Raw genomic sequence first — 20,880 nt, forward strand, 5'->3', positions numbered from 1 at the left:
CGGTGTAGGTGATCTGGCCACCCTCAGCGACAGTGGTCTTGTCCGCGGTCAGGGTCGCGACGACTTCACTGATGGTGTCGGTGATCTGGACGCTGGCGTTGCCGCCGAGCTCCAGGTTTTCGAAGGTCTTGCCATCGACAGCGGCATCGGTGATGCCGACAGTCAGGGTATCGCCGTCCTTGAAGACGTCATCGCCCTGGGCTTTGGCCTTGTACTCGGTCTCGGTTTCGCCAGCCTTGATCACCACCTTGTCGCCGTTGGACAGGGTGACGGTCAGGTCGTGATCCAGTTTCTGGCTCACTTTGACGGTGAAGGCCGGCTGCTGGTCTTCAGTGACATCGCCTTTGCTGACGATGGTCACGGTGACCTTGTCACCTTCGTTACCGGCACCTGGGGTGCCAGTGCCTGGCTCGTCGGTGACCTCGGTTTTGACTTCGTCTTTGCCGAGGGTCAACTTCTCGAAGTTATCTGCACCGGTCACGCCTTCCAGCTTGTTGACGATGGTCGGCTGGCCGCCGACGAACACATCATCAGGCGCATTGATGGTGATGGTGCCAGAGGCGCTACCTGCCGGAATGGCCACTTTGGTGCCATCGGTCAGGGTGAAGGTCAGGCCGTTGTGACCGGTCACCGACAGGCCTTGGCCGTTGGTCAAGGTGACGGTGTAGGTGATTTGGCCGCCTTCGCTGACGGTAGTCTTGTCAGCGGTCAGAGTCGCGACCACTTCGCTGATGGTGTCGGTGATCTGCACGCTGGCGTCGCCGCCCAGTTCCAGATTCTCGAAGGTCTTGCCATCCACTACAGCATCGGTAATGCCGACAGTCAGGGTGTCGCCGTCCTTGAAGACGTCATCGCCCTGGGCTTTGGCCTTGTACTCGGTTTCGGTTTCACCAGCCTTGATCACCACCTTGTCGCCATTGGACAGGGTGACGGTCAGGTCGTGATCCAGTTTCTGGCTGACTTTGACGGTGAAGGCCGGCTGTTGGTCTTCGGTGACATCGCCTTTGCTGACGATAGTGACCGAGACTTTGTCGCCCTGGTTGTCGGTGCCTGGGGTGCCGGTGCCTGGCTCGTCGGTGACTTCGGTCTTCACTTCCTCTTTGCCGAGGGTGAGTTTTTCGAAGTTATCCGCGCCAGTGACACCTTCCAGTTTGTTGACGATGGTCGGTTGACCGCCGACGAACACATCATCAGGCGCATTGACGGTAATGGTACCGGTGGCGCTGCCAGCGGGGATGGTGACTTTGGTGCCATCGCTCAAGGTGAAAGTCAGGCCATTGTGGCCGACGACCGACAAACCTTGGCCGTTGGTCAGAGTCACGGTGTAGGTGATCTGGCCACCCTCGGAGACGGTGGTCTTGTCCGCCGTCAGGGTTGCAACCACTTCACTGATGGTGTCAGTGATCTGCACGGTGGCATCGCCACCCAGCTCCAGGTGTTCGAAGGTCTTGCCCGAGACGCTGGCATCGGTCACGCCAAGGGTCACGGAACCCCCGTCCTTGAACACGTCGTCGCCCTGGGCCGGCAGGCTGTAGGTCGCTTCGGTCTGGCCAGCCTTGATCACCACCTTGTCACCGTTGGACAGGGTAACGGTCAGGTCGTGGTCGAGCTTCTGGCTAACCGACACGGTGAAGGTCGGCTGTTGTGCTTCGCTCACATCGCCGTTGCTGGCGATATTGACCGTCACGGTATCGATGCTGTCCTTGATTTCGGTCTGGGCTGGCGTCTTGTTCGGCACCAGGCTCTCGAAGTTGCCGCCCGTGGCGCCGGTAATGGTGGTGCTGACGGTGCTGCCATTGACGAACACGTCGTTGGCTGGGGTCTGGAACTCTACACTGCCGGTGCTTTCGCCGGCCTTGACGGTGACGGTCTGGCCGTTGGACAGGGTGACGGTCACCTCGGTCTGGGCCGGATTGCTCAGGGTCACGGTGTAGGTGATCACGCCGCCTTCAGTGACGCTCGGGGTGGCGGTCAGGGTGGCGCTGGTGGTGTCCACCGAGTCGCTGATGACGGTTTGCGCTGGCGTCGGGTTCGCCACCAGATTCTCGAAGTTGCCGCCCGTTGCCCCCGTGATCGTGGTGCTGACGGTGCTGCCATTGTTGTAGACATCGTTGGGCGGGGTCTGGAAATCGACACTGCCCGACGACTTGCCGGCTTCGATGGTGACGGTCTGGCCATTGGACAGGGTGACGGTCACCGGGGTCTGCGCCGGGTTGGTCAGGGTCACGGTGTAGGTGATCACGCCGCCTTCGGTGACGCTCGGGGTCGCGGTCAGGGTGGCGGTGGTGGTGTCGATGGTGTCGGTGACCTGGGTCACTGCCGGGGTGGTGTTCGGCGTGATGACCAGGCCGTTGCCGCCCGTGGTGCCGGTGATGTTGGCGGAGATCTGGCCGCCGTCGATATAGGGTGTGTCGTTCGGGGCAATGGTGACGTTAACGCTACCGGTGGTCTGGCCCGCTGGAATGACGATCACCGCGCCGTTGGACAAGGTGACGGTCAGGTTGCTCAGCGGTGGCTGGCCGACGGTGGCGGTATAGACGATCACGCCACCCGCCTCGGTGATCGTGGGGGTGGCGTTCAGGGTCAGGCCGGTGACGCTGGGGGCATTGCTGGTGGTATTGGTGCCGCTGGCGTCCAGCCCGCCCACTTCTTCGCTGCCCTGGCCGTTGCCGAAACCGATCGGACCGGTCGGGAAGCCAATGCTCGGGTCGACCACGCCGGCGGTCTCCTGCAGCATCACGAAACTGTGGCCGCCACCCGCCGCACCGCCGCCCGCGGCGGATGGGCCCGCGGCGGTGGCTTCCAGTTCGGTGGTGGGGTCGACGCCAGCGGCGATGGCCTGCTGCAGCTCTTCGACCGAAGGCGCCGCCTGGGCGCTGGCCTGGCTCAGGTCGGTGCTGCTGTCGGGGGTGTCGGCACTCCATTGGGTGTCGCGGCCCAGGTCGAGCACGCGGCCGTCGGCCAACTCCAAGGACACCGCGCCACCGGCGCCGGTATCTACCTGCTCGCCGGCGAACAGGCGGTCGCCTTCGATGAGTACGCGCCGGATGCCTTCTGGGGAAACTGCGATGACTTGGCCAACAATGCTTTTGACGATGGCAACAACAGTGCTCATTGGACTCTCCGGACTACCCGTTCAGTTGGCTTCCATGCCTGCTCGCGCGTGAGGCGGCGACTGATGGAATGTTTCAATAATGTTTTTGACGCTGATTTGCGTCAATTTTACGTCTATAATTTATGGCTATTAAGTTTATGCCAAACTATTGACCTTCTGGCTGCCATCCTAAACAATCGTCGAGGTAATGTCACATTGATATTTGGCCAGCCACAGCCCTCTCTTTCGTATTAATCGCACTGCCTATTCGGAAGTTTCCTACCCACAGGATCAGGGCTTGCCATTTTCCAAGGCAGGGACAGCTTCGGCTGTGATTTAGGACAACAGCTCTCTCGGGAACCAGCAAACATGCGTGCGTCACTGTTCACCGCTCTTCCTTTCGCTCTCGCCGCCACATTCGTTCAAGCACAATCCTTGCCCGAAGCCATGCAAAAAGCCCTCGAGGTGCACCCGGAAATCCAGGCCGGGGTGAACGCCCGCACGGCTGCGGATTACCAATTGCGTGCTGCCCAGGGCGGCTATTTGCCGCGGGTCGATGTGACAGCCGGTTACGGTCGGGAAGGCACCGACAGCCCCAGCACCCGCAATCGCTGGGAAACGCTCACCCGTGGCGAGTCGGCCATTCGCCTGCGGCAAATGGTTTTTGACGGTTTTGCCACCTCCAGCGAAGTCGGGCGTCAACAAGCCACCGTCAATGCCCGCGCCTATTCGCTGCTGGGTACCTCCGAGCGCACCGCGCTGACCGTTGCCCAGGTCTACCTGGATGTGCTGGCCCGTCGCGAGATGGTGCGCCTGGCCGAAGACAACCTGCGCAACCATGATCGCATCCTCGACCAGATCAAGCTGCGTACCAGCCGCGGGGTGGGGCGCATGGCCGACCTCGACCAGGCCGAAGCGCGCCAGGCCCAGGCACGCAACAACCTGATCACCGAGCAGACCAACCTGGCCGACGCCAACACCAACTACCTCAGCGTCGTCGGGCAAATGCCGGACGAGTTAAGCACGCCTGCGCCATTTGTCGACCTGCTGCCGGCGACCCTCGACGAAGCGCGTCACCAACTGATCGAGTTCAGCCCGATACTGCGTTCGGCCGAGTCGGACATCGCCGCCGCCGAGAAACAGTACGACGCGGCCAAGTCCACCTTCTACCCGCGCTTCGACGCCGAGCTCGGCCGTACCGCCGACAACAACCTCGACGGCGCCGTCGGCCACAACAACGAGTGGCAGGCCATGCTGCGCATGAACTTCAACCTGTACGCCGGCGGCAGCAACAAGGCCGACCTCGAGTCGAAGTCGTACCTGGCCAACCAAGCCCTGGATATTCGCAACAACGCCTTGCGCCAGCTCAATGAGGAGTTAGGCTTGGCATGGAATGCTCTGGACAACGCCAACGCCCAGGTGCCGATCGCCCAGCAGTACGTCGATCACAGCAACCGCGTGCGCAGCGCCTACCAGCAGCAGTTCAGCCTGGGCGAGCGAACCCTGCTCGATCTGCTCGACAGCGAGAATGAAACCTTCACTGCCCAGCGTCGTCTGGTAGAGGTGAAGAACACGCAAATGTTTACTCAGTACCGAATCAAGGCGACCATTGGCCAACTGCTCAAGAGCCAGGGTGTCGTAGCCCCGATGGCCGCCGTTGTGCAGAACGACCTAAAACCCAAGGTGAACCTGCCAGGCATGAACTGAAAGGCGCCTTGAACCAACCCCGCAAGGATGAAGAGAGCGCCGCGTGGAATCCGAAGTCAGTCGAGTCCAACTCAGCCACGATCCACGCAGTCAGCATGACGACCCGCTGCTGGACAGTCTGCTGACCCTGTGTGTCCTGCATCAGAAGCCCGCCAGCCGGGCCATGCTGACCACAGGGCTACCCTTGCCCTCCCAGCGCCTGACCGCCGAGCTGCTACCCCGTGCCGCCGCTCGCGCCGGGCTGCAGGGGCGGTTGCTGCAGCGCAAGCTGGAGCAGATCCCGGGCATCGCCATGCCGGCCATGCTGCTGCTCAAGGAAGGCCGCTGCGCCGTCCTGCTGGGCTGGGAGAACGACGACACCGCGCGCCTGCTGCTCAGCGAAAGCGACGGCGGCGAGGTGCTGGTGACCCGCGAAGCCTTGCAGGGCGACTATAGCGGCAAGGTGTTCTTCGCCCAGCCGCAGCACAAGTTCGACGTCAACCACGGCAACCTGATTCCACGGGCGCGCTCGTGGTTCCGTGACACCCTGCTGCGCAGCAAGTGGCTGTACATCGATGCCATCGCCGCCAGTCTGGTGATCAACCTGATCGCCCTGGCCGCGCCGCTGTTCGTGATGAACGTGTACGACCGCGTGGTGCCCAACCAGGCCACCTCGACCCTGTGGGTGCTGGCGGTCGGCATCGCCGGCGCCTACGTCTTCGACCTGATCCTCAAGGGCCTGCGCAGCCTGTGCCTGGACCTGGCCGGCAAGAAGACCGACCTGATCATCTCGGCGACGCTGTTCGAGCGCATCGTCGGCATGGCCATGAAGTACCGCCCGGCGCGGGTCGGCAGCTTCGCCCAGAACATCCACGAGTTCCAGGGCCTGCGCGACTTCCTCGCCTCGCTGACCCTGACCAGCCTGATCGACCTGCCGTTCACCTTCCTGATCCTCATGGTCATCGCCATTATCGGCGGGCACCTGGTGTGGATCCCGATTTTGGCCTTCCCATTGGCCCTGGGTATCGGCTATGCCCTGCAGAAACCGTTGATGGCGACCATGGAACGCACCATGGCGCTGGCCTCCGAGCGCCAGTCGAGCCTGATCGAAACCCTCGCCGGGCTGGACGCGGTCAAGGTCAACAACGCCGAAAGCGAGCGCCAGTACATGTGGGAGCAGACCCTCGGCACCCTCAGCCGCCTCGAGCTGCGGGTCAAGGTGCTGTCGGGCCTGGCCATGAACATCACCGCGTTGATCCAGCAACTGGCCGGCGTGGCGATGATCTGCGTGGGCGTGTACCTGATCATCGACGGCAACCTCAGCATGGGCGGCCTGGTGGCCTGCTACATGCTCAGCGGCCGCGCCCTCGGCCCGCTGGGCTCGCTGAACGGCCTGCTGGCCCGCTACCAGCAAGCCAAGGTGACCATGGTCGCCACCGACCAGATGATGGAGCTGCCCCAGGAGCGCAACTTCGAGGAACGCCCGCTGAGCCGTCAGGTGCTGCAGGGCGCCATTGAGTTCCGCGGTGTCGAGTTCACCTACCCGAACCAGCAGAACCAGGCGCTCAAGGGCATCAACCTGAGCATTCGCCCAGGTGAGAAGGTCGGCATCATCGGCCGCAGCGGCTCGGGCAAGAGTTCGCTGGCCAAGCTGATCGTCGGTTTGTACGAGCCGGACAACGGCTCGCTGCTGGTCGATGGCGTGGACATTCGCCAGATCGACGTCAGCGAACTGCGCCACAACATCGGCTACGTGCCCCAGGACATCCAGCTGCTGGCCGGCACCCTGCGTGACAACCTGGTCAGCGGTGCTCGCTACATCGAGGATGAGCTGATCCTGCAGGCCGCCGAGCTGGCCGGCGTGCACGAATTCGCCCGCCTGCACCCCGACGGCTACGAGCTGCAGGTTGGCGAGCGGGGCCAGAACCTCTCCGGCGGCCAGCGGCAGAACGTCGCCCTGGGCCGGGCGCTGTTGCTCAACCCGCAGATCCTGTTGCTCGACGAACCCACCAGCGCCATGGACAACACCGGCGAGGAGCGCCTCAAGCAGCGCCTGGCGGCGGTTGTCGAAGGCAAGACCGTGTTGCTGGTCACCCACCGCGCCTCGCTGTTGTCGCTGGTGGACCGGCTGATCGTCATCGATCGTGGACAGATTGTCGCGGATGGCCCGAAAGCCGCCGTCATGGATGCGCTGAAGAAGGGGCAGATCAGTGTTGCATAAGCTGGATATGGGGCGTTTCAAGGACAGCCTGCGCCGTTATTTCAAAGGCTCCGAGTCGCTGGCCGGGCAGCCCCTGCCCGAGGTCAACAAGGCGCTGATCGAGGACGCGCCACGGGTGGTGCGCCTGACCATCTGGGGCGTGATCGCGTTCTTCCTGTTCCTGATCGTCTGGGCCAGCGTGGCGCCCATCGACGAAGTGACACGCGGCGAGGGCAAGGCGATCCCGTCGTCCAAGGTGCAGAAAATCCAGAACCTCGAGGGCGGGATCGTCGCCGAGATCTTCGCCAAGGAAGGGGAGGTCGTCGAAGTTGGCCAGCCGCTGCTGCGCCTGGATGAAACCCGCTTCGCCTCCAACGTCGACGAGACCGAGGCCTCGCGTCTGGCCATGGCCCTGCGCGTGCAGCGCCTGAACGCCGAGGTCGAGGACAAGCCGCTGCAGATCGACGAGGAGCTGCGCAAGGCCGCGCCGAGCCAGGCGGCCAACGAACAGTCGCTGTACCTGAGCCGACGCCAGCAGTTGCAGGACGAGATCGGTGGCCTGCAACAGCAGTTGGTGCAGAAGCAGCAGGAACTGCGTGAGTTCAACTCCAAGCGCGCCCAGTACGCCAACAGCCTGCAGCTGCTGCGCCAGGAAATCGCCATGTCCGAGCCTCTGGTGGCCCAGGGCGCGATCTCCCAGGTCGAGGTGCTGCGCCTGCGCCGCGCCGAGGTCGAGAACCGTGGCCAGATGGACTCCACCGCCCTGGCCATTCCCCGTGCCGAGGCGGCGATCAAGGAAGTCCAAAGCAAGATCGAAGAGACCCGCGGCAAGTTCCGCAGCGAGGCGCTGACCCAGCTCAACGAGGCCCGGACCGAGTTGAACAAGGCCACCGCCACCAGCAAGGCCCTGGACGACCGGGTGCACCGCACCATGGTCACCTCGCCGGTGCGTGGCATCGTCAAGCAGTTGCTGGTCAACACCATCGGCGGGGTGATCCAGCCGGGCAGCGACATCATCGAGATCGTGCCGCTGGACGACACCCTGGTGGTGGAGGCGAAGATCCTGCCCAAGGACATCGCTTTCCTGCACCCTGGCCAGGAAGCCACGGTCAAGTTCACCGCCTACGACTACACCATCTATGGCGGGCTCAAGGCCAAGCTCGAGCAGATCGGTGCCGACACCATCACCGACGAGGACAAGAAGACCACCTACTACGTGATCAAGCTGCGCACCGAGAAGAGCCACCTGGGCACCGAGGAGAAGCCGCTGCTGATCATCCCGGGGATGGTCGCCACGGTGGACATCATGACCGGCAAGAAGACCATCATGAGTTACCTGCTCAAGCCGATCATCAAGGCCCGTAGCGAGGCGCTGCGCGAGCGCTGATGGGGATTAGGTTCCCCGCCGTAGGGGGCAGCCGCTGCGTCGCCTGGTTCGCCAGCAAGCTGGCGCCTACGGCTTAAGGGGGATTGCCCGGTCTTTGTCCGCAGGCGCCAGCCTTGGCGGGGCTTGCCTGCGATTATTTCAGGTACTGCGCGGCCGCCGAGGCCAGGGTACGCGCGATCTCCTCGCGCAGCGCCTGCGGCGCCTCCACCACCAGCCCATCCCCCTGGCTCAGCAGCCACCAGCGCAACGACCAACCGTCGGCCACGGTCGCGCGCAGCCTGTGGCCCTGCTCCAGGGCCGTCAGCTGCATGTCGCCGGTCAGCGGTGCCTCGCGCAGGCGCCGCGCCAGCAGGTCGCTGATCCACGCCCGCAACTCGATACCGTCCTCCTGCCCAGGCTGCAACGTGTCGCCGCGCAGGTAACCGTGCAGGTCGAAATTGCCGCGCAACTCGCTGCCGGCAGTGGCCGACCAGTGCCAGCCAAACGGAATGCTCTTGTCGTTGCGCTCCAGCGGGAAGATCAACGACAGCTCGTTGAGGTCACGCTCGACCGTGCGCTTGCTGACACTGAAACCCACGTCACGCAGGCGCCACACCAGTTCGGCACTGGTGATCCCGGGGGAGCGACTGGGCAACTGGCGCAGCAGCGCCCATTGTCGGCTGAGGGTGGCGCGGGTGGTGGCGAACGGCAAAAGGAAACGTCCTTGTCTAGGCTTGCCGGCATAGGATGGCGGCACGGGCGGGGCATGGCAATTGGCCACAGCCCTGCTCAGATCAAGGAAGCGGCAATTGGTTGCCTGGCTTTGAATCGTTCGCGACAGGTTTTGTCGTGCCATCGCGCAGAATCACGCCTCAACACAGTGGAGGTTGGAGCTGTGGGTCGTTCAATGAGGATGAACATGTCTGCCGCCAGCAATATCCATTCGCTGCTTGCCCGGCTGCTTCCCGAGCGGATCGTCCCGGCGCCGGCGCGCCCGGGCCAGCGTCACCGGCTGTTCGCCGGGGTCGGCATGCCCAGCCAGCAGGCACTGCCCGGGGAGCGTTTCGGCCTGATCGATCGCCTGGATGAAGCAGTCGACTTGCAGGCGGTGTACCACGACCTGTGTCGCCAGGCCCTGCTGGGCAACGTGGCGGCGCTCAATGACCTGGGCTGGATCTGGCTCAATGGCAAGTACTGGCGCGGCGACACTTCGCTGGCTGGCCACCTGCTGCGCATGGCGGCCTTGCAGGGCAATGCAGCGGCCTGGTTCAACCTGGGGCAGCAGCACTACTTCGGCAAGGGCGTGCAGGTCAGCTACGCCAATGCGGCGGAGTACTACCGGCATGCCTTCGAGCGCGGCATGGTGCATGCCGCGGCGGCCTTGGGCGACCTGTACGAGGAAGAGGTCTGCGATGGTGACCAGGTGTGGCAGGTCGACCCGCTCGAGGCCTACCAGTGGTTCCTGCGTGGCGCCCAGCGTGGTGAGAAACGCTGCCGTTTCGAGGTGGGCTATCGCTTGCTGCACGGTGTGAACGTGGAGGCGGAGACCCGGGCCGGGTTGTACTGGCTGGAGCTGGCAGCGGCGACCGGGGTGATGCATGCCGCCGAGGAGTTGGCGGTGTACTTCAGCAGCCGCGACGCGGTGCGCTACCTAGGCTGGCGTGACCAGGCCATCAAGCTGGGCAGTAAACTGGCGTTGACCATGAAGCTGGAAGACCAGATCCAGCCGTGAGGCAAGGTGCGATGCGTTCCCTGTAGGCGCGGCCTTGTGCCGCGAAAGGGGTGCGAAGCGCCCCGTGTTCGCGCATTAACCTGAAATCGCTGGGGCCGCTTCGCGGCCCTTTCGCGGCACAAGGCCGCTCCTACAAAGTTCGCGCATGGCTTGATGAACAACCTTTCATCTTGTCCCTCCGTCGCCCCCGGTTGACGAAGGGGGGAGGGCAGGGCGTATATTGATAGTTAGCAAACTATGAATATCTTCGGTTCCCATATGTCACTCGACGCACTGCACCTGAAAATCAGCAGCGGCATGGTCGTGGCCGCCCGGCATTGGCGTCGCCTGTGCCAGGGGGCCCTGACCGGCTATGGCATTTCCGAAGCCTGTGCCGTGCCGCTACTGATGATCGTGCGTCTTGGCGATGGCGTGCATCAGGTGGCCGTGGCCCAGGCCGCAGGCCTCGAGAGCCCGTCGTTGGTGCGCCTGCTCGACCAGCTGTGCAAGGCCGGCCTGGTGTGTCGCAGCGAAGACCCGCTGGACCGTCGGGCCAAGGCCCTGAGCCTGACCCCGACAGGGCGCGTGCTTGCCGAGTCGATCGAAGGCGAGCTGGTGCGCTTGCGCCGCGACGTGCTCGCCGGCATCGACCAGGCCGACCTGGAAGCCACCCTGCGGGTGATCCGCGCCTTCGAAGAGGCGGGCCTGCCAGCATGAACGGCTTCTTCAGCTCGGTGCCCCCGGCCCGCGACTGGTTCTACGGCGTACGAACCTTCGCCGCCTCGATGATTGCCCTGTACATCGCCTTGCTGATGCAGCTGCCGCGCCCGTACTGGGCCATGGCCACGGTGTACATCGTCTCCAGCCCGTTCCTCGGTCCGACCACCTCCAAGGCCCTGTATCGCGCCCTGGGCACCTTGCTTGGGGCCGGCGGGGCGATCCTGCTGGTCCCGCCGCTGGTGCAGTCGCCATTGCTGCTGAGCATCGCCATCGCCCTGTGGACCGGCACCTTGCTGTTCCTCTCGCTGAACCTGCGCACCGCCAACAACTACGTGCTGATGCTGGCCGGCTACACCTTGCCGATGATCGCCCTGGCCGTGGTCGACAATCCGCTGGCAGTGTTCGATGTGGCCTCTTCCCGGGCCCAGGAGATCTGCCTGGGGATCGTCTGCGCCGCGGTGGTCGGCGCGGTGTTCTGGCCACGACGGCTGGCACCGGTGGTGCTGGGCTCTGCCAGTAACTGGTTCGCCGAGGCGATCCGCTACAGCGACACCTATCTTGCCCGTGAAGTCAGCGCCGACAAGGTTGGCGGCATGCGTGGTGCGATGGTCGCCACCTTCAATACGCTGGAACCGATGATCGGCCAGCTCAGCCATGAAGGTGCCGGCCCGCACACGCTGAAGAATGCCCGCGAACTGCGTGGGCGGATGATCCACCTGCTGCCGGTGATCGACGCCCTGGACGACGCCCTGGTGGCCCTGGAAAGCCGCGCGCCGGCGCAGTTCGCCCTGTTGCAGCCAGTGCTCGGGCAGGCCCGCGAATGGCTCAAGGGTACTGCCGAAAGCGCCTCGGTGGCACGCTGGACAGCCCTGCACGAGCAGATCGACCGCCTGCAGCCTGGCGCCGCGGCGCTCGACCAGCGCGATCAGTTGCTGCTGTCCAACGCCCTCTACCGGCTGACCGAGTGGGTCGACCTGTGGCAGGACTGCTGCACCTTGCAGCATGCCTTGCGCAAGGACGACGCCACACCCTGGCGCGCGGTCTACCGCCACTGGCGCCTGGGCCGGCTGACACCGTTCTTCGACCGTGGCCTGATGCTCTACTCGGTGTTTTCCACCGTCACCGCCATCATCGTCGCCTGCGGGCTGTGGATCGGCCTGGGCTGGAACGACGGCGCCAGCGCGGTGATCCTCGCCGCGGTGTCGTGCAGCTTCTTCGCCGCCATGGATGACCCGGCCCCGCAGATCTACCGGTTCTTCTTCTGGACCTTGATGTCGGTGATCTTCTCCAGTCTGTATCTGTTCCTGGTGCTGCCCAACCTGCACGACTTCCCGATGCTGGTGCTGGCCTTCGCCGTGCCGTTCATCTGCATCGGCACCTTGACCGTACAGCCGCGTTTCTACCTGGGAACGTTGCTGACCATCGTCAACACCTCGACCTTCATCAGTATCCAGGGCGCCTACGACGCCGACTTCTTCACTTTCATCAACGCCAACCTGGCAGGGCCGGTGGGGCTGCTGTTCGCCTTCATCTGGACCTTGGTGGTGCGCCCGTTCGGCGTCGAACTGGCGGCCAAGCGCATGACCCGCTTCGTCTGGCGCGACATCGTCGAGATGACCGAGCCGGCGACCCTGGCCGAGCACCGCCAGGTTGGCGTGCAGTTGCTCGATCGCCTGATGCAGCACCTGCCGCGGCTGTCGCAGACCGGCCAGGACAGCGGCGTGGCGCTGCGCGACCTGCGCGTGGGCTTGAACCTGCTCGATCTGCTGGCCTACCTGCCGCGTGCCGGCCAACAGGCCCGCCAGCGCCTGCAGACGGTGATCGAGGAAGTCGGCGGCCATTACGCCGCCTGCCTGCGCCAAGGCGAACGCCTGCACGCCCCGGCGGCGTTGCTGCGCAACATGGAGCGCGCACGCCTGGCGCTGAACCTCGATGAGCTGCATGAACGCGGCGATGCCCGCACCCACCTGCTGCATGCCCTGAGCGGCCTGCGCCTGGCGCTGTTGCCGGGCGTGGAAGTGATGCTCGAGCCTGCCGAACAAACGCAACTGCCCCCCGGCCTCGACGGAGCGCCCCTGTGATCGGTGAACTGGATATCAGCGGGGTGTTCCTGCCCACGCTGCTGGTGATGATGTTTGGCACCTACCTGTTGTTTCTTGGGGTGCACGCGGTGCTGGTGCGCCTGCACTTCTACCGCCTGGTCTGGCACCGGGCGTTGTTCAACGTTGCCCTGTATGCCGTGCTGCTTGGCGCGGTGGACCACTTTTGCCGAAGCCTGATGCTGCCATGAAAAAACCTTTGCTGACCCTGGGCCGCGTGGTCCTGACCCTGCTGGTAGTGACCTTCGCCGCCGTGCTCGTGTGGCAGATGGTGGTGTACTACATGTTCGCCCCCTGGACCCGCGACGGCCATATCCGCGCCGATGTGATCCAGATCGCCCCCGATGTGTCTGGGCTGATCCAGCAGGTCGAGGTGCGCGACAACCAGACCATCAAGCGCGGTGATGTGCTGTTCACCATCGACCAGGACCGCTTCACCCTGGCCCTGCGCCAGGCCAAGGCGACCCTGGCCGAGCGCCAGGAAACCCTGGCCCAGGCCTCCCGCGAGGCGCAGCGCAATCGCAAGCTGGGCAACCTGGTGGCGGCCGAGCAGTTGGAAGAGAGCCAGTCCCGCGAGGCCCGCGCCCGCTCGGCGGTCAACGAGGCCCAGGTGCAGGTCGACGTCGCCCAGCTCAACCTCGACCGTTCGGTGGTGCGCAGCCCGGTGGACGGCTACCTCAACGATCGCGCGCCGCGCGCCCACGAGTTCGTCAGCGCCGGGCGGCCCGTGCTGTCGGTGGTAGACAGCGCCTCTTACCATGTCGATGGCTACTTCGAGGAAACCAAGCTGGGCGGTATTCATATCGGCGATGCCGTGGACATCCGCGTGATGGGCGACACCACCCGCCTGCGTGGCCGCGTGCAGAGCCTGGCCGCCGGCATCGAGGACCGCGACCGCAGCAGCGGCGCCAACCTGCTGCCCAACGTCAACCCGGCGTTCAGCTGGGTGCGCCTGGCCCAGCGCATCCCCGTGCGCATCGCCTTCGATGAAGTGCCGCAAGACTTCCGCATGATCGCCGGGCGTACCGCCACGGTGTCGATCATCGAGGGGCAACGTCCATGAAACAGCTGATCCTGGCGGGGCTGTGCCTGTCCCTCGGCGCCTGCATGATGGTCGGCCCCGACTACCAGTTGCCCAAGGACGCCGCGGTGCAGCGTGATGACCTCAATGGCCCGCTGCGCCAGGACGCCGACAGCGTGGTCTCGGCGCCGGTGCCCGAGGACTGGTGGCAGCTGTACCAGGATCAACGGCTCAACGAGCTGGTGCGCCAGGCGCTGAGCGCCAACACCGAACTGCGCGTGGCTGCCGCCAACATCGCCAAGGCCCGTGCCCAGGTGGAAGTGGCCGAGTCGCAAGGCGGCTTCAACGGTGGCGTCAAGCTGGCCGCCCAGCGCCTGCAGGAGTCCGGCGAAGCCTTCCTGCTGCCAGAGAAGGTGCCGGTGGGCAACATCGGCGAGGCCATTGTCAGCGCCAGCTACCAGTTCGACCTGTGGGGCACTTTCAAGCGTGGCACCGAGGCCGCCAAGGCCAACGCCGACGCTGTGCAGGCCGCGGCCGACACCGCACGCATCACCCTGGTGGCCGACGTGGTCAAGGCCTATACCCAGGTATGCTCGGCCAACGAGGAATACCATATCGCCCATGAGTCGCTGGACTTGCAGCAGCAGAGCGTGCAACTGACCCAACGCCTGCGCGACGCTGGCCGTGGCGACGAGACCCAGGTGACCCGTTCGCAGACCCAGTTCAAGTCGCTGCGCGCCGAGTTGCCGCGCTTCAAGGCAGAGCGCGAGGCCGGCTTGTATACCTTGGCCGCGCTGCTGGGCAAGCCGGTCGAGCAACTGCCGGCGGGCACCACCGACTGCGCCGAGCTGCCACAATTGACGCAGCTGATTCCGGTCGGCGACGGCGCCGCGCTGCTCAAGCGCCGCCCCGACGTGCGCCAGGCCGAGCGTCAGCTGGCCGCCGCCACCGCGACCATCGGCGTGGCCACTGGCGCGTTGTATCCGGATATCAGCATCGGCGCGCAGGTCGGCACCATCGGCCTGGCCAAGAACCTTGGCGATCCTTCGACCAATCGCTGGGGCTTTGGCCCGCAGATCAGCTGGAACATCCCCACCAACGGTACCCGCGCGCGCATTCGCATGGCCGAGGCCTCGACCCAGGCGGCGCTGGCGCATTTCGACGGGGTGGTGCTCAACGCCATTCGCGAGACCCAGACTCGCCTGGCGCAGTACAGCGCGCTGCTGGATCGGCGTGATGCGCTGGCCGATGCCGAGCGTTCGGCGAAAGAGTCGGCGGACCAGACCCACCTGCGCTACCAGGTCGGGCGCGAGTCGTTCCTGGCGGACTTGCAGGCGACCCGCACCTACACCGATGTCCGCGCGCAACTGGCGGCGGCCAACAGCCAGGTGGCGATGGGGCAGATCGGGGTGTTCCTGGCCTTGGGTGGCGGCTGGAAGAACAGCGCCAGGCCTTGACGGCTGCGAATACGGCCCCCTGTAGGAGCGGCCTTGTGTCGCGAAAGGGCCGCAAAGCGGCCCCTGCGATTTGTGCATCACGGCTGAATCCCTGGGGCCGCTTCGCGACCCGAGGCCGCTCCTACAGGGAATGCGTACTTAGTTCAACACCCGCGCCGGTTCATCCGGCGGCAGGTTGTCCCGCCCACGCGGCTGCTTCGGCTGCCCGGGCACCGAGCCACCGAGCTGTTCGGCCAATTGCTGCGCCACATCCTCGCCCAGCGCCTTCGACACCTCCCGCACCACCCGCGGGCGGTTCAGCGTCACGCGGCGGTCCTGGCCCTTCACCAGCTTGGTATCCTGCCCTTCACCCATGGCGGTGAACGCCGAGGTGATTTCGTAGGTGCGGGTGTTGATCAGGCTGAAGTCGGCGACCACCGTCAGGCCCAGCACCGCCGAGTAGCTGTCGGTGTGGTCCAGCGAGTTGATGTCCTGCTGGAAGTCGATGTCCGACAGAGTGCCGAACAGCACGTAGTCGGCGCCCTTGAACGCGCCGTTCTTGATGCGCCGGATCACGTCGTACACGTCTTCCTTCGAGTCGGCGGTATAGGGGCGGCCCTGGACCAGCTGGAACATGCCGGTCTTGAGGATCTCACCCTTGATGTCGCCACCGAACTTGCGCAGTTCGGTCTGCTCGATATAGCTGTTGAGGCTCTCGTACTCGCTGTAGCTCGATTGGCCGCTGGCGTGGTACATGCCGGCCTGGCCGCTGCTCTGGGCGTTGACGGTGTGGATGTATTCCTCCACCTGCGCCTGGTAGGCCAGGTCGGTCACCGCCACCTTGGGGGCCGCCTGCGCACCGAAGGCGCAGGCCAGGCCGATGATTGCCATCCATGCACGCATCGATCAGCGCTCCGTGGTCTTGCGGATTTCTTTTTCGTCCATCCACTCGGCCAGGCCGCTTTCCACGTCGATCAGCTGCAGGCTGAACTTGTAGAACACGTCCTTGTAGTCGCTGCTGCGCTTGACGATGGAGCTGATCGAGCCTTCCAGGCGGTACTTGGCGGCAATCATGTTGCCGGTCTTGGCCACGGTCTTCTTCTTGTACAGGCCGCTTTGGTTCTGCAGCTTGAGCTGGTCGACCTGGCTTTGCATGTCGGTGTTGTCGCTGGCGAAGCGCGCCACGCCGGACTTCATCAGCTGGGTCTTGATCGAGGTGGTGATCTCGCGGGTATCGATGTACTCGCTGGTCTTGTTCTTCACGTCGTACACCTGCACCACCGGGCGGCCGTGCAGCACGCCGGACTGGGCCAGGGAGCGGGTCATGCTCTCGGCGATCATCTGCAGGTCGGTGGAACCGAACTCGTTGGTGACCAGCTCGACGGCCTTGCTGTCGCCGTAGCTGATGTTCTTGCCGCCGAGGACCGGCGATGGGGTGCTGCAGCCGCTGACCAGGGCAATGGCGATGGCGGCGAGGGAAAGGCGTGCAAACATGGAACGTGCTCCTGAAAGGGGTTACCGGGTGTGGACTTCGAGGCGGAAGTCGCGGGCGGCAGGGGTGGGGGCAATGGCCGGCAGGAACTTGGCCTGCTTGCCGTACAGCGGCAGGGCCTTCCAGCTTTCTTCGTCGGCCACCGGGAAGCCGTCGTCGCCCAGCCAGGCGAAGCGGTAGTAAAGGGTCTGGTTGCTGCGGCTGGTGTTGTTCAGCGCCACGTTGACGGTGAGGAAGCCGTTTTCCCGGGCGACGCGCATCTGGCCGATCTCGATGTCATCCAGCTGGCCCATGGTCACCACCTTGCTGGCGGCGCTGCCGGGGGCGGGAGGCGGGGTGGCGCAGCCGGCCAGCAGGGCGACGGCGACCAGGGCGAGGCATGTTTTGCGCATGTGCGATCCTTGTGCTTACTTGAGGCTGGCGACGGCTTGCGCCGGGGCCTGCAGGGTGACTTCGACGGCCGGGCCGCCAGCGAATACACGGTTGCCGACCACGCGCAGGCTCACCACCTGGTAGGGCCGGTCGATCTTCACCTTGACCTGGGTGCCACCGAGGTTCGACGGCAGGTTCAGCTGGTGCTCGCCGGGCTTGAGACGGACCCGCGCCACCTGGGTCTGGTCTGGCAGGGTACGCCAGGTGCGGGTGTCGGCGCCTTCGAGCACGGTGGAGGCGATGCCCACCACCAGGCCGGCCATGGGGTTGGCCTTGTTCAGGTTCTTCTGTGCCACGCCGCGGCTGATGGCGCGCACGCTGGTGCGCAGGATGATGCCCGGCATGTCGTCGCGCAGGGCCCGGCGCGACATGGCGCTGGTGCTGTTGAGCGCAGTCAGGGCCAGGGCGCGGTCGTCCAGGCGGATCTCGCCCAGGTGCGCGGTGGAGGTGTCCTCGCGCATGATCGGGAACGACAGCGGGGTGATCACCAGGTTGTCCTCGATCGGCAGCGGCAGCGGGATGCGGATCGAGTCACGGGCCGGGGCCAGGCCGCTTTGCACCACGATCAGCACGTCGCTTTCAGTGGCCTTGGCGCTGTTCTTGTCCAGCTCGAGCAGGGCCTGGTCCAGCAGCGGGGTGTTCGGGCGCAGTTCGGCGGCCTTGCGGTAGCCGGGGGCGGCCAGGCCCTTTTCGCCCAGGGCTTCATAGACGAAACCGGACAGGTAGTGGCTGAAGGCGCTCTGGTAGCTGTTCTTCAGGCTGACCACCTCCGGTGCATCGAGGCTGGCGACCGGGTAGCCTTGCAGGTCCTTGTATTCGGTCTTGATGCCTTCCTGCTCGGCGGCTTCCTCGCGCTTGAGGTACTCCTTGTCGCGCAGCTCGGCGATCACCGCTTCACGCTCGTGGGTCTTCTTGATCTCGGTGCGGGCACCGTCGAAATCGTTCTGCGCCAGCAGGTTCAAGGCCATCTGCGTGGTCAGCATGACCTTTTCGTAGTCATAGCCTTCGTAGCGGCGGACCTTGTCGTTGACCAGGTAGCTGCCGAACTGGCTGAGGTACTTGTCGGTGTCGAGCTTGACCGACTCTTCCCATTGGAACACCACGCTATCGGCGGCGCGCCAGGCGTCCTGGCTGCCCTTGAGATCGCCCTTGGAGCGCAGTAGCTCGCCTTTTTCGAAGTAGTAGAGCAGGTCTTTCTGCTCGCCCTTGTTGTGGTTTTCCAGCAGGGCGAGGGCGGCATCGACGTTGCCGGCGGCCAACTGCTGGTTGGTCTCCTGCAATTCACTGTCGTAGCTGCGAAAGACCGAGCAGCCGGTGAGCTGCACGGCGGCGAGCAAGGTCGCCAGGGTCAAAGCGCGGGATACCATCGGACTTCTTCTTTCCCTGAAACAAATGAGCCGCGCGGGCGGGGGCGGCAGATCCCTCTGTTTATCGCCAGATCCTCTCGATGGAGGCGCCTTGATTGCTAATGGCTATTACGGCGGCGCGGGATTATACCCAAAGTAGTAGCTCGGTGATGGCGAATTGCTTCGCAACTTCTGCAGGTTTGCCATCAGCCGGAAAGCCCGGTGGAAAGGCGTCGCTCGGTGAATTTGTCACGGGATTTTTCATGAAATCTGCCCCCGAGCCTTGAGTGGCGCGGAGTGGAAGTGAACAATGTTCTCTTTCGTGTTTACGTCGAGATTGGCCATGAATTCCCGTTCTTGTCTGCTAGCCCTGGTGCTCGCTCCGGTGTTGGCGTTGTGCAGTGCCCTGGCGCAGGCCGAAGCCCCTGCCGATGCGACCAAGGCCTTGCACTTGCTGGACTACATCGGTGCCGACTACCCACCTACCGTGCGCGACGGCAAGGTGGTGGACGATGGCGAATACCGCGAGCAGCAGGAGTTCAGCGGCGTGCTTGCCGAGCTGATCAAGGGCCTGCCGGACAACCCCGAGCGGGACGCCTTGCAGCAGGGCGTGAAAGACCTGCGCCAGGCCATCGACCAGCGCCAGGATGGCGCCGGGGTGGCGCGTCAGGCACGCCAGCTGGGCGCCCGCCTGGCCGTGGCCTACGAGGTCAGCCAGGCCCCGGTGATCACCCCGGATCCGGCCCGCGGCGCCACGTTGTACGCGCAGAACTGCTCGATCTGCCATGGCGACAGCGGCCAGGGCGACGGCCCGGCCGGTACCGGCCTTGAGCCGCCGCCGGCCAACCTGCGCAGTGTCGAGCGGCTCGACCACCTGAGCCTGTTCGACCTGTACAACACCCTTGGCCTGGGCATCGAAGGCACCGAAATGCCCTCGTTCGTCGACCAGCTCGACGAGCGCCAGCGTTGGGACGTGGCTGCCTACATCGCCAGCTTCACCGTCGATCCGCAGGCAGCCAAAAGCGACAAGACCTGGAACCTCGCCGACCTTGCCCGGCAGACCCCAGCCGAGGTCGCCGCCAGCGAAGGCACCGATGCCGTGGCCGCGTTCCGTGCCCAGCGCGCGCAGCCGCCGCAGGCCAAGCGTGGTCCGGCACAACTGCTCGAGTACACCGCCAGCACCCTGGACAAGAGCCTGGCGGCCTACCGCGCCGGCGACCACGACCAGGCCTATGACTTGTCGGTGGCGGCCTACCTGGAAGGCTTCGAGCTGGTTGAAAGCTCGCTCGACAACATCGACACCCAGGCCCGCAAGGACACCGAGAAGTCGCTGATGGCCTACCGTCAGTCGCTGCAGGACGGCCTGCCGGTGGCCCAGGCGGAACAGCGCCTGGCCGAAGCCAAGGTCAAGCTCGAACAGGCCTCGAAGCTGCTGGGCAGCGATGGCCTTAGCTGGTCGTTGAGCTACATCTCCGGCCTGCTGATCCTGCTGCGCGAGGGCCTGGAGGCGATCCTGGTGCTGGCGGCGATCCTCGCCTTCCTGCGCAACACCGGCCAGCAGTCGGCGGTGCGCAGCGTCAACATCGGCTGGGGCCTGGCGCTGGTCGCCGGCTTCGCTACCTGGGCCCTGGCGGCCTACGTGATCGATGTCGGTGGCGCGCAGCGTGAGTTGCTCGAAGGATGCACGGCCCTGTTTGCCGCGGTGATGGTGCTGTGGCTCGGCGTGTGGATGCACGACCGCCGCCACGCCGCGGCCTGGCAGGACTACATCAAGAGCAGCCTGGTCAGCGGCGGCGGGCGTTTCGGCTTTGCCGTGCTGGCGTTCTTCTCGGTGTACCGCGAGCTGTTCGAGGTGATCCTGTTCTACGAGACCCTGTGGCTGCAGGCAGGGCCCGCCGGGCACCAGGCGGTGCTGGCCGGTGGCGCCACGGCACTGGTGCTGCTGGTGGGCCTGGCATGGGTGATCCTGCGCGGCTCGGCCAAGTTGCCGTTGTCGCTGTTCTTCAGCATCAACGCAGCTTTGCTCTGCGCGTTGTCGGTGGTGTTCGCCGGGCATGGCGTGAAAGCGCTGCAAGAGGCCGGCGTGCTGGGTACGCGGCCGGTGGCGTTCTTCGAGTTCGACTGGCTGGGTATCCACGCCGATCTCTACTCACTGAGCGCGCAGGCGGTGGCGTTGCTGGCTATCGTGTTTCTCTATGGACGCAGCCGCTTGGCCGAGAAGCGCCGGGCGGCGGCCAACTGAGTCCGTGCAGGGGGAAGGGGCGGTTCGCCGTCGCC

Annotated in this window: 16 protein-coding genes; 10 read left to right on the plus strand and 6 right to left on the minus strand. The window is 65.0% G+C overall.

Annotated elements, in window-relative coordinates:
* On the minus strand, positions 1–3,115 hold a 3,115-nt coding region (locus tag ACODS5_RS22905), incomplete at its 3' end, for a retention module-containing protein (RefSeq protein WP_489109727.1).
* Between the two features lie 348 nt (positions 3,116–3,463).
* Between ACODS5_RS22905 and ACODS5_RS22910 the strand changes: the two genes are divergently transcribed.
* The 3 genes from ACODS5_RS22910 to ACODS5_RS22920 are packed head-to-tail and all read left to right on the plus strand — an operon-like array spanning position 3,464 to position 8,367.
* Complete coding sequence (locus tag ACODS5_RS22910) at positions 3,464–4,801, plus strand: TolC family outer membrane protein (protein ID WP_134692859.1); 1,338 nt, start codon at positions 3,464–3,466, stop codon at positions 4,799–4,801.
* 43 nt (positions 4,802–4,844) lie between these two features.
* Positions 4,845–7,001, plus strand: a complete 2,157-nt coding sequence (locus ACODS5_RS22915; protein ID WP_134692860.1) for a type I secretion system permease/ATPase — start codon at positions 4,845–4,847, stop codon at positions 6,999–7,001.
* A 7-nt stretch (positions 7,002–7,008) separates the two neighbouring features.
* Positions 7,009–8,367 carry an HlyD family type I secretion periplasmic adaptor subunit gene (locus ACODS5_RS22920; RefSeq protein ID WP_177414250.1) on the plus strand — a complete coding sequence of 453 codons (1,359 nt, stop codon included), beginning with the start codon at positions 7,009–7,011 and terminating at the stop codon, positions 8,365–8,367.
* Between the two features lie 133 nt (positions 8,368–8,500).
* On the opposite strand, the gene ACODS5_RS22925 is transcribed toward ACODS5_RS22920, so the two are convergent.
* Complete coding sequence (locus ACODS5_RS22925; RefSeq protein WP_134692862.1) at positions 8,501–9,058, minus strand: WYL domain-containing protein; 558 nt, start codon at positions 9,056–9,058, stop codon at positions 8,501–8,503.
* Positions 9,059–9,265: 207 nt separating this feature from the next.
* Here ACODS5_RS22925 and ACODS5_RS22930 point away from each other — a divergent pair, with 207 nt between their 5' ends.
* The 6 genes from ACODS5_RS22930 (at position 9,266) to ACODS5_RS22955 (ending at position 15,354) form a co-directional block, all read left to right on the plus strand.
* Complete coding sequence (locus ACODS5_RS22930; protein ID WP_134692863.1) at positions 9,266–10,078, plus strand: tetratricopeptide repeat protein; 813 nt, start codon at positions 9,266–9,268, stop codon at positions 10,076–10,078.
* A gap of 258 nt (positions 10,079–10,336) precedes the next feature.
* Positions 10,337–10,774, plus strand: a complete 438-nt coding sequence (locus ACODS5_RS22935; protein WP_134692864.1) for a MarR family winged helix-turn-helix transcriptional regulator — start codon at positions 10,337–10,339, stop codon at positions 10,772–10,774.
* Positions 10,771–12,858 (plus strand): FUSC family protein, encoded by a 2,088-nt coding sequence (locus ACODS5_RS22940; RefSeq protein WP_134692865.1) that lies wholly within the window; start codon positions 10,771–10,773, stop codon positions 12,856–12,858. The genes ACODS5_RS22935 and ACODS5_RS22940 overlap by 4 nt, the downstream gene beginning before the upstream one ends.
* Entirely contained in the window at positions 12,855–13,067 is a 213-nt protein-coding gene (locus ACODS5_RS22945) for a DUF1656 domain-containing protein (protein ID WP_016392395.1), read from the plus strand. The genes ACODS5_RS22940 and ACODS5_RS22945 overlap by 4 nt, the downstream gene beginning before the upstream one ends.
* The gene (locus ACODS5_RS22950) at positions 13,064–13,939 is read left to right on the plus strand and encodes an efflux RND transporter periplasmic adaptor subunit (protein WP_134692866.1); all 876 of its coding nucleotides are present in this window, start codon (positions 13,064–13,066) and stop codon (positions 13,937–13,939) included. Before ACODS5_RS22945 ends, ACODS5_RS22950 begins: the two co-directional genes overlap by 4 nt.
* Positions 13,936–15,354, plus strand: a complete 1,419-nt coding sequence (locus ACODS5_RS22955; protein WP_489109728.1) for an efflux transporter outer membrane subunit — start codon at positions 13,936–13,938, stop codon at positions 15,352–15,354. The genes ACODS5_RS22950 and ACODS5_RS22955 overlap by 4 nt, the downstream gene beginning before the upstream one ends.
* 138 nt (positions 15,355–15,492) lie before the next feature.
* Here the strand turns inward: ACODS5_RS22955 and ACODS5_RS22960 are convergent, their stop codons facing one another.
* The 4 genes from ACODS5_RS22960 to ACODS5_RS22975 are packed head-to-tail and all read right to left on the minus strand — an operon-like array spanning position 15,493 to position 18,624.
* A complete protein-coding gene (locus tag ACODS5_RS22960; protein WP_134692868.1) occupies positions 15,493–16,236 on the minus strand; it encodes a penicillin-binding protein activator LpoB in 744 nt (247 codons plus the stop codon).
* A 3-nt stretch (positions 16,237–16,239) separates the two neighbouring features.
* Positions 16,240–16,827 carry a penicillin-binding protein activator LpoB gene (gene lpoB / locus ACODS5_RS22965; protein ID WP_134692869.1) on the minus strand — a complete coding sequence of 196 codons (588 nt, stop codon included), beginning with the start codon at positions 16,825–16,827 and terminating at the stop codon, positions 16,240–16,242.
* Between the two features lie 21 nt (positions 16,828–16,848).
* Complete coding sequence (locus tag ACODS5_RS22970; protein WP_489109729.1) at positions 16,849–17,217, minus strand: YcfL family putative periplasmic lipoprotein; 369 nt, start codon at positions 17,215–17,217, stop codon at positions 16,849–16,851.
* A 15-nt stretch (positions 17,218–17,232) separates the two neighbouring features.
* Positions 17,233–18,624, minus strand: a complete 1,392-nt coding sequence (locus ACODS5_RS22975) for a COG3014 family protein (protein WP_489109730.1) — start codon at positions 18,622–18,624, stop codon at positions 17,233–17,235.
* 289 nt (positions 18,625–18,913) lie between these two features.
* On the opposite strand from ACODS5_RS22975, the gene ACODS5_RS22980 reads away from it, so the two are divergent.
* Positions 18,914–20,845, plus strand: a complete 1,932-nt coding sequence (locus ACODS5_RS22980; protein ID WP_489109731.1) for an FTR1 family protein — start codon at positions 18,914–18,916, stop codon at positions 20,843–20,845.
* The last annotated feature ends 35 nt before the right edge of the window (positions 20,846–20,880 follow it).

The sequence above is a fragment of the Pseudomonas sp. FG47 genome (assembly GCF_057809115.1).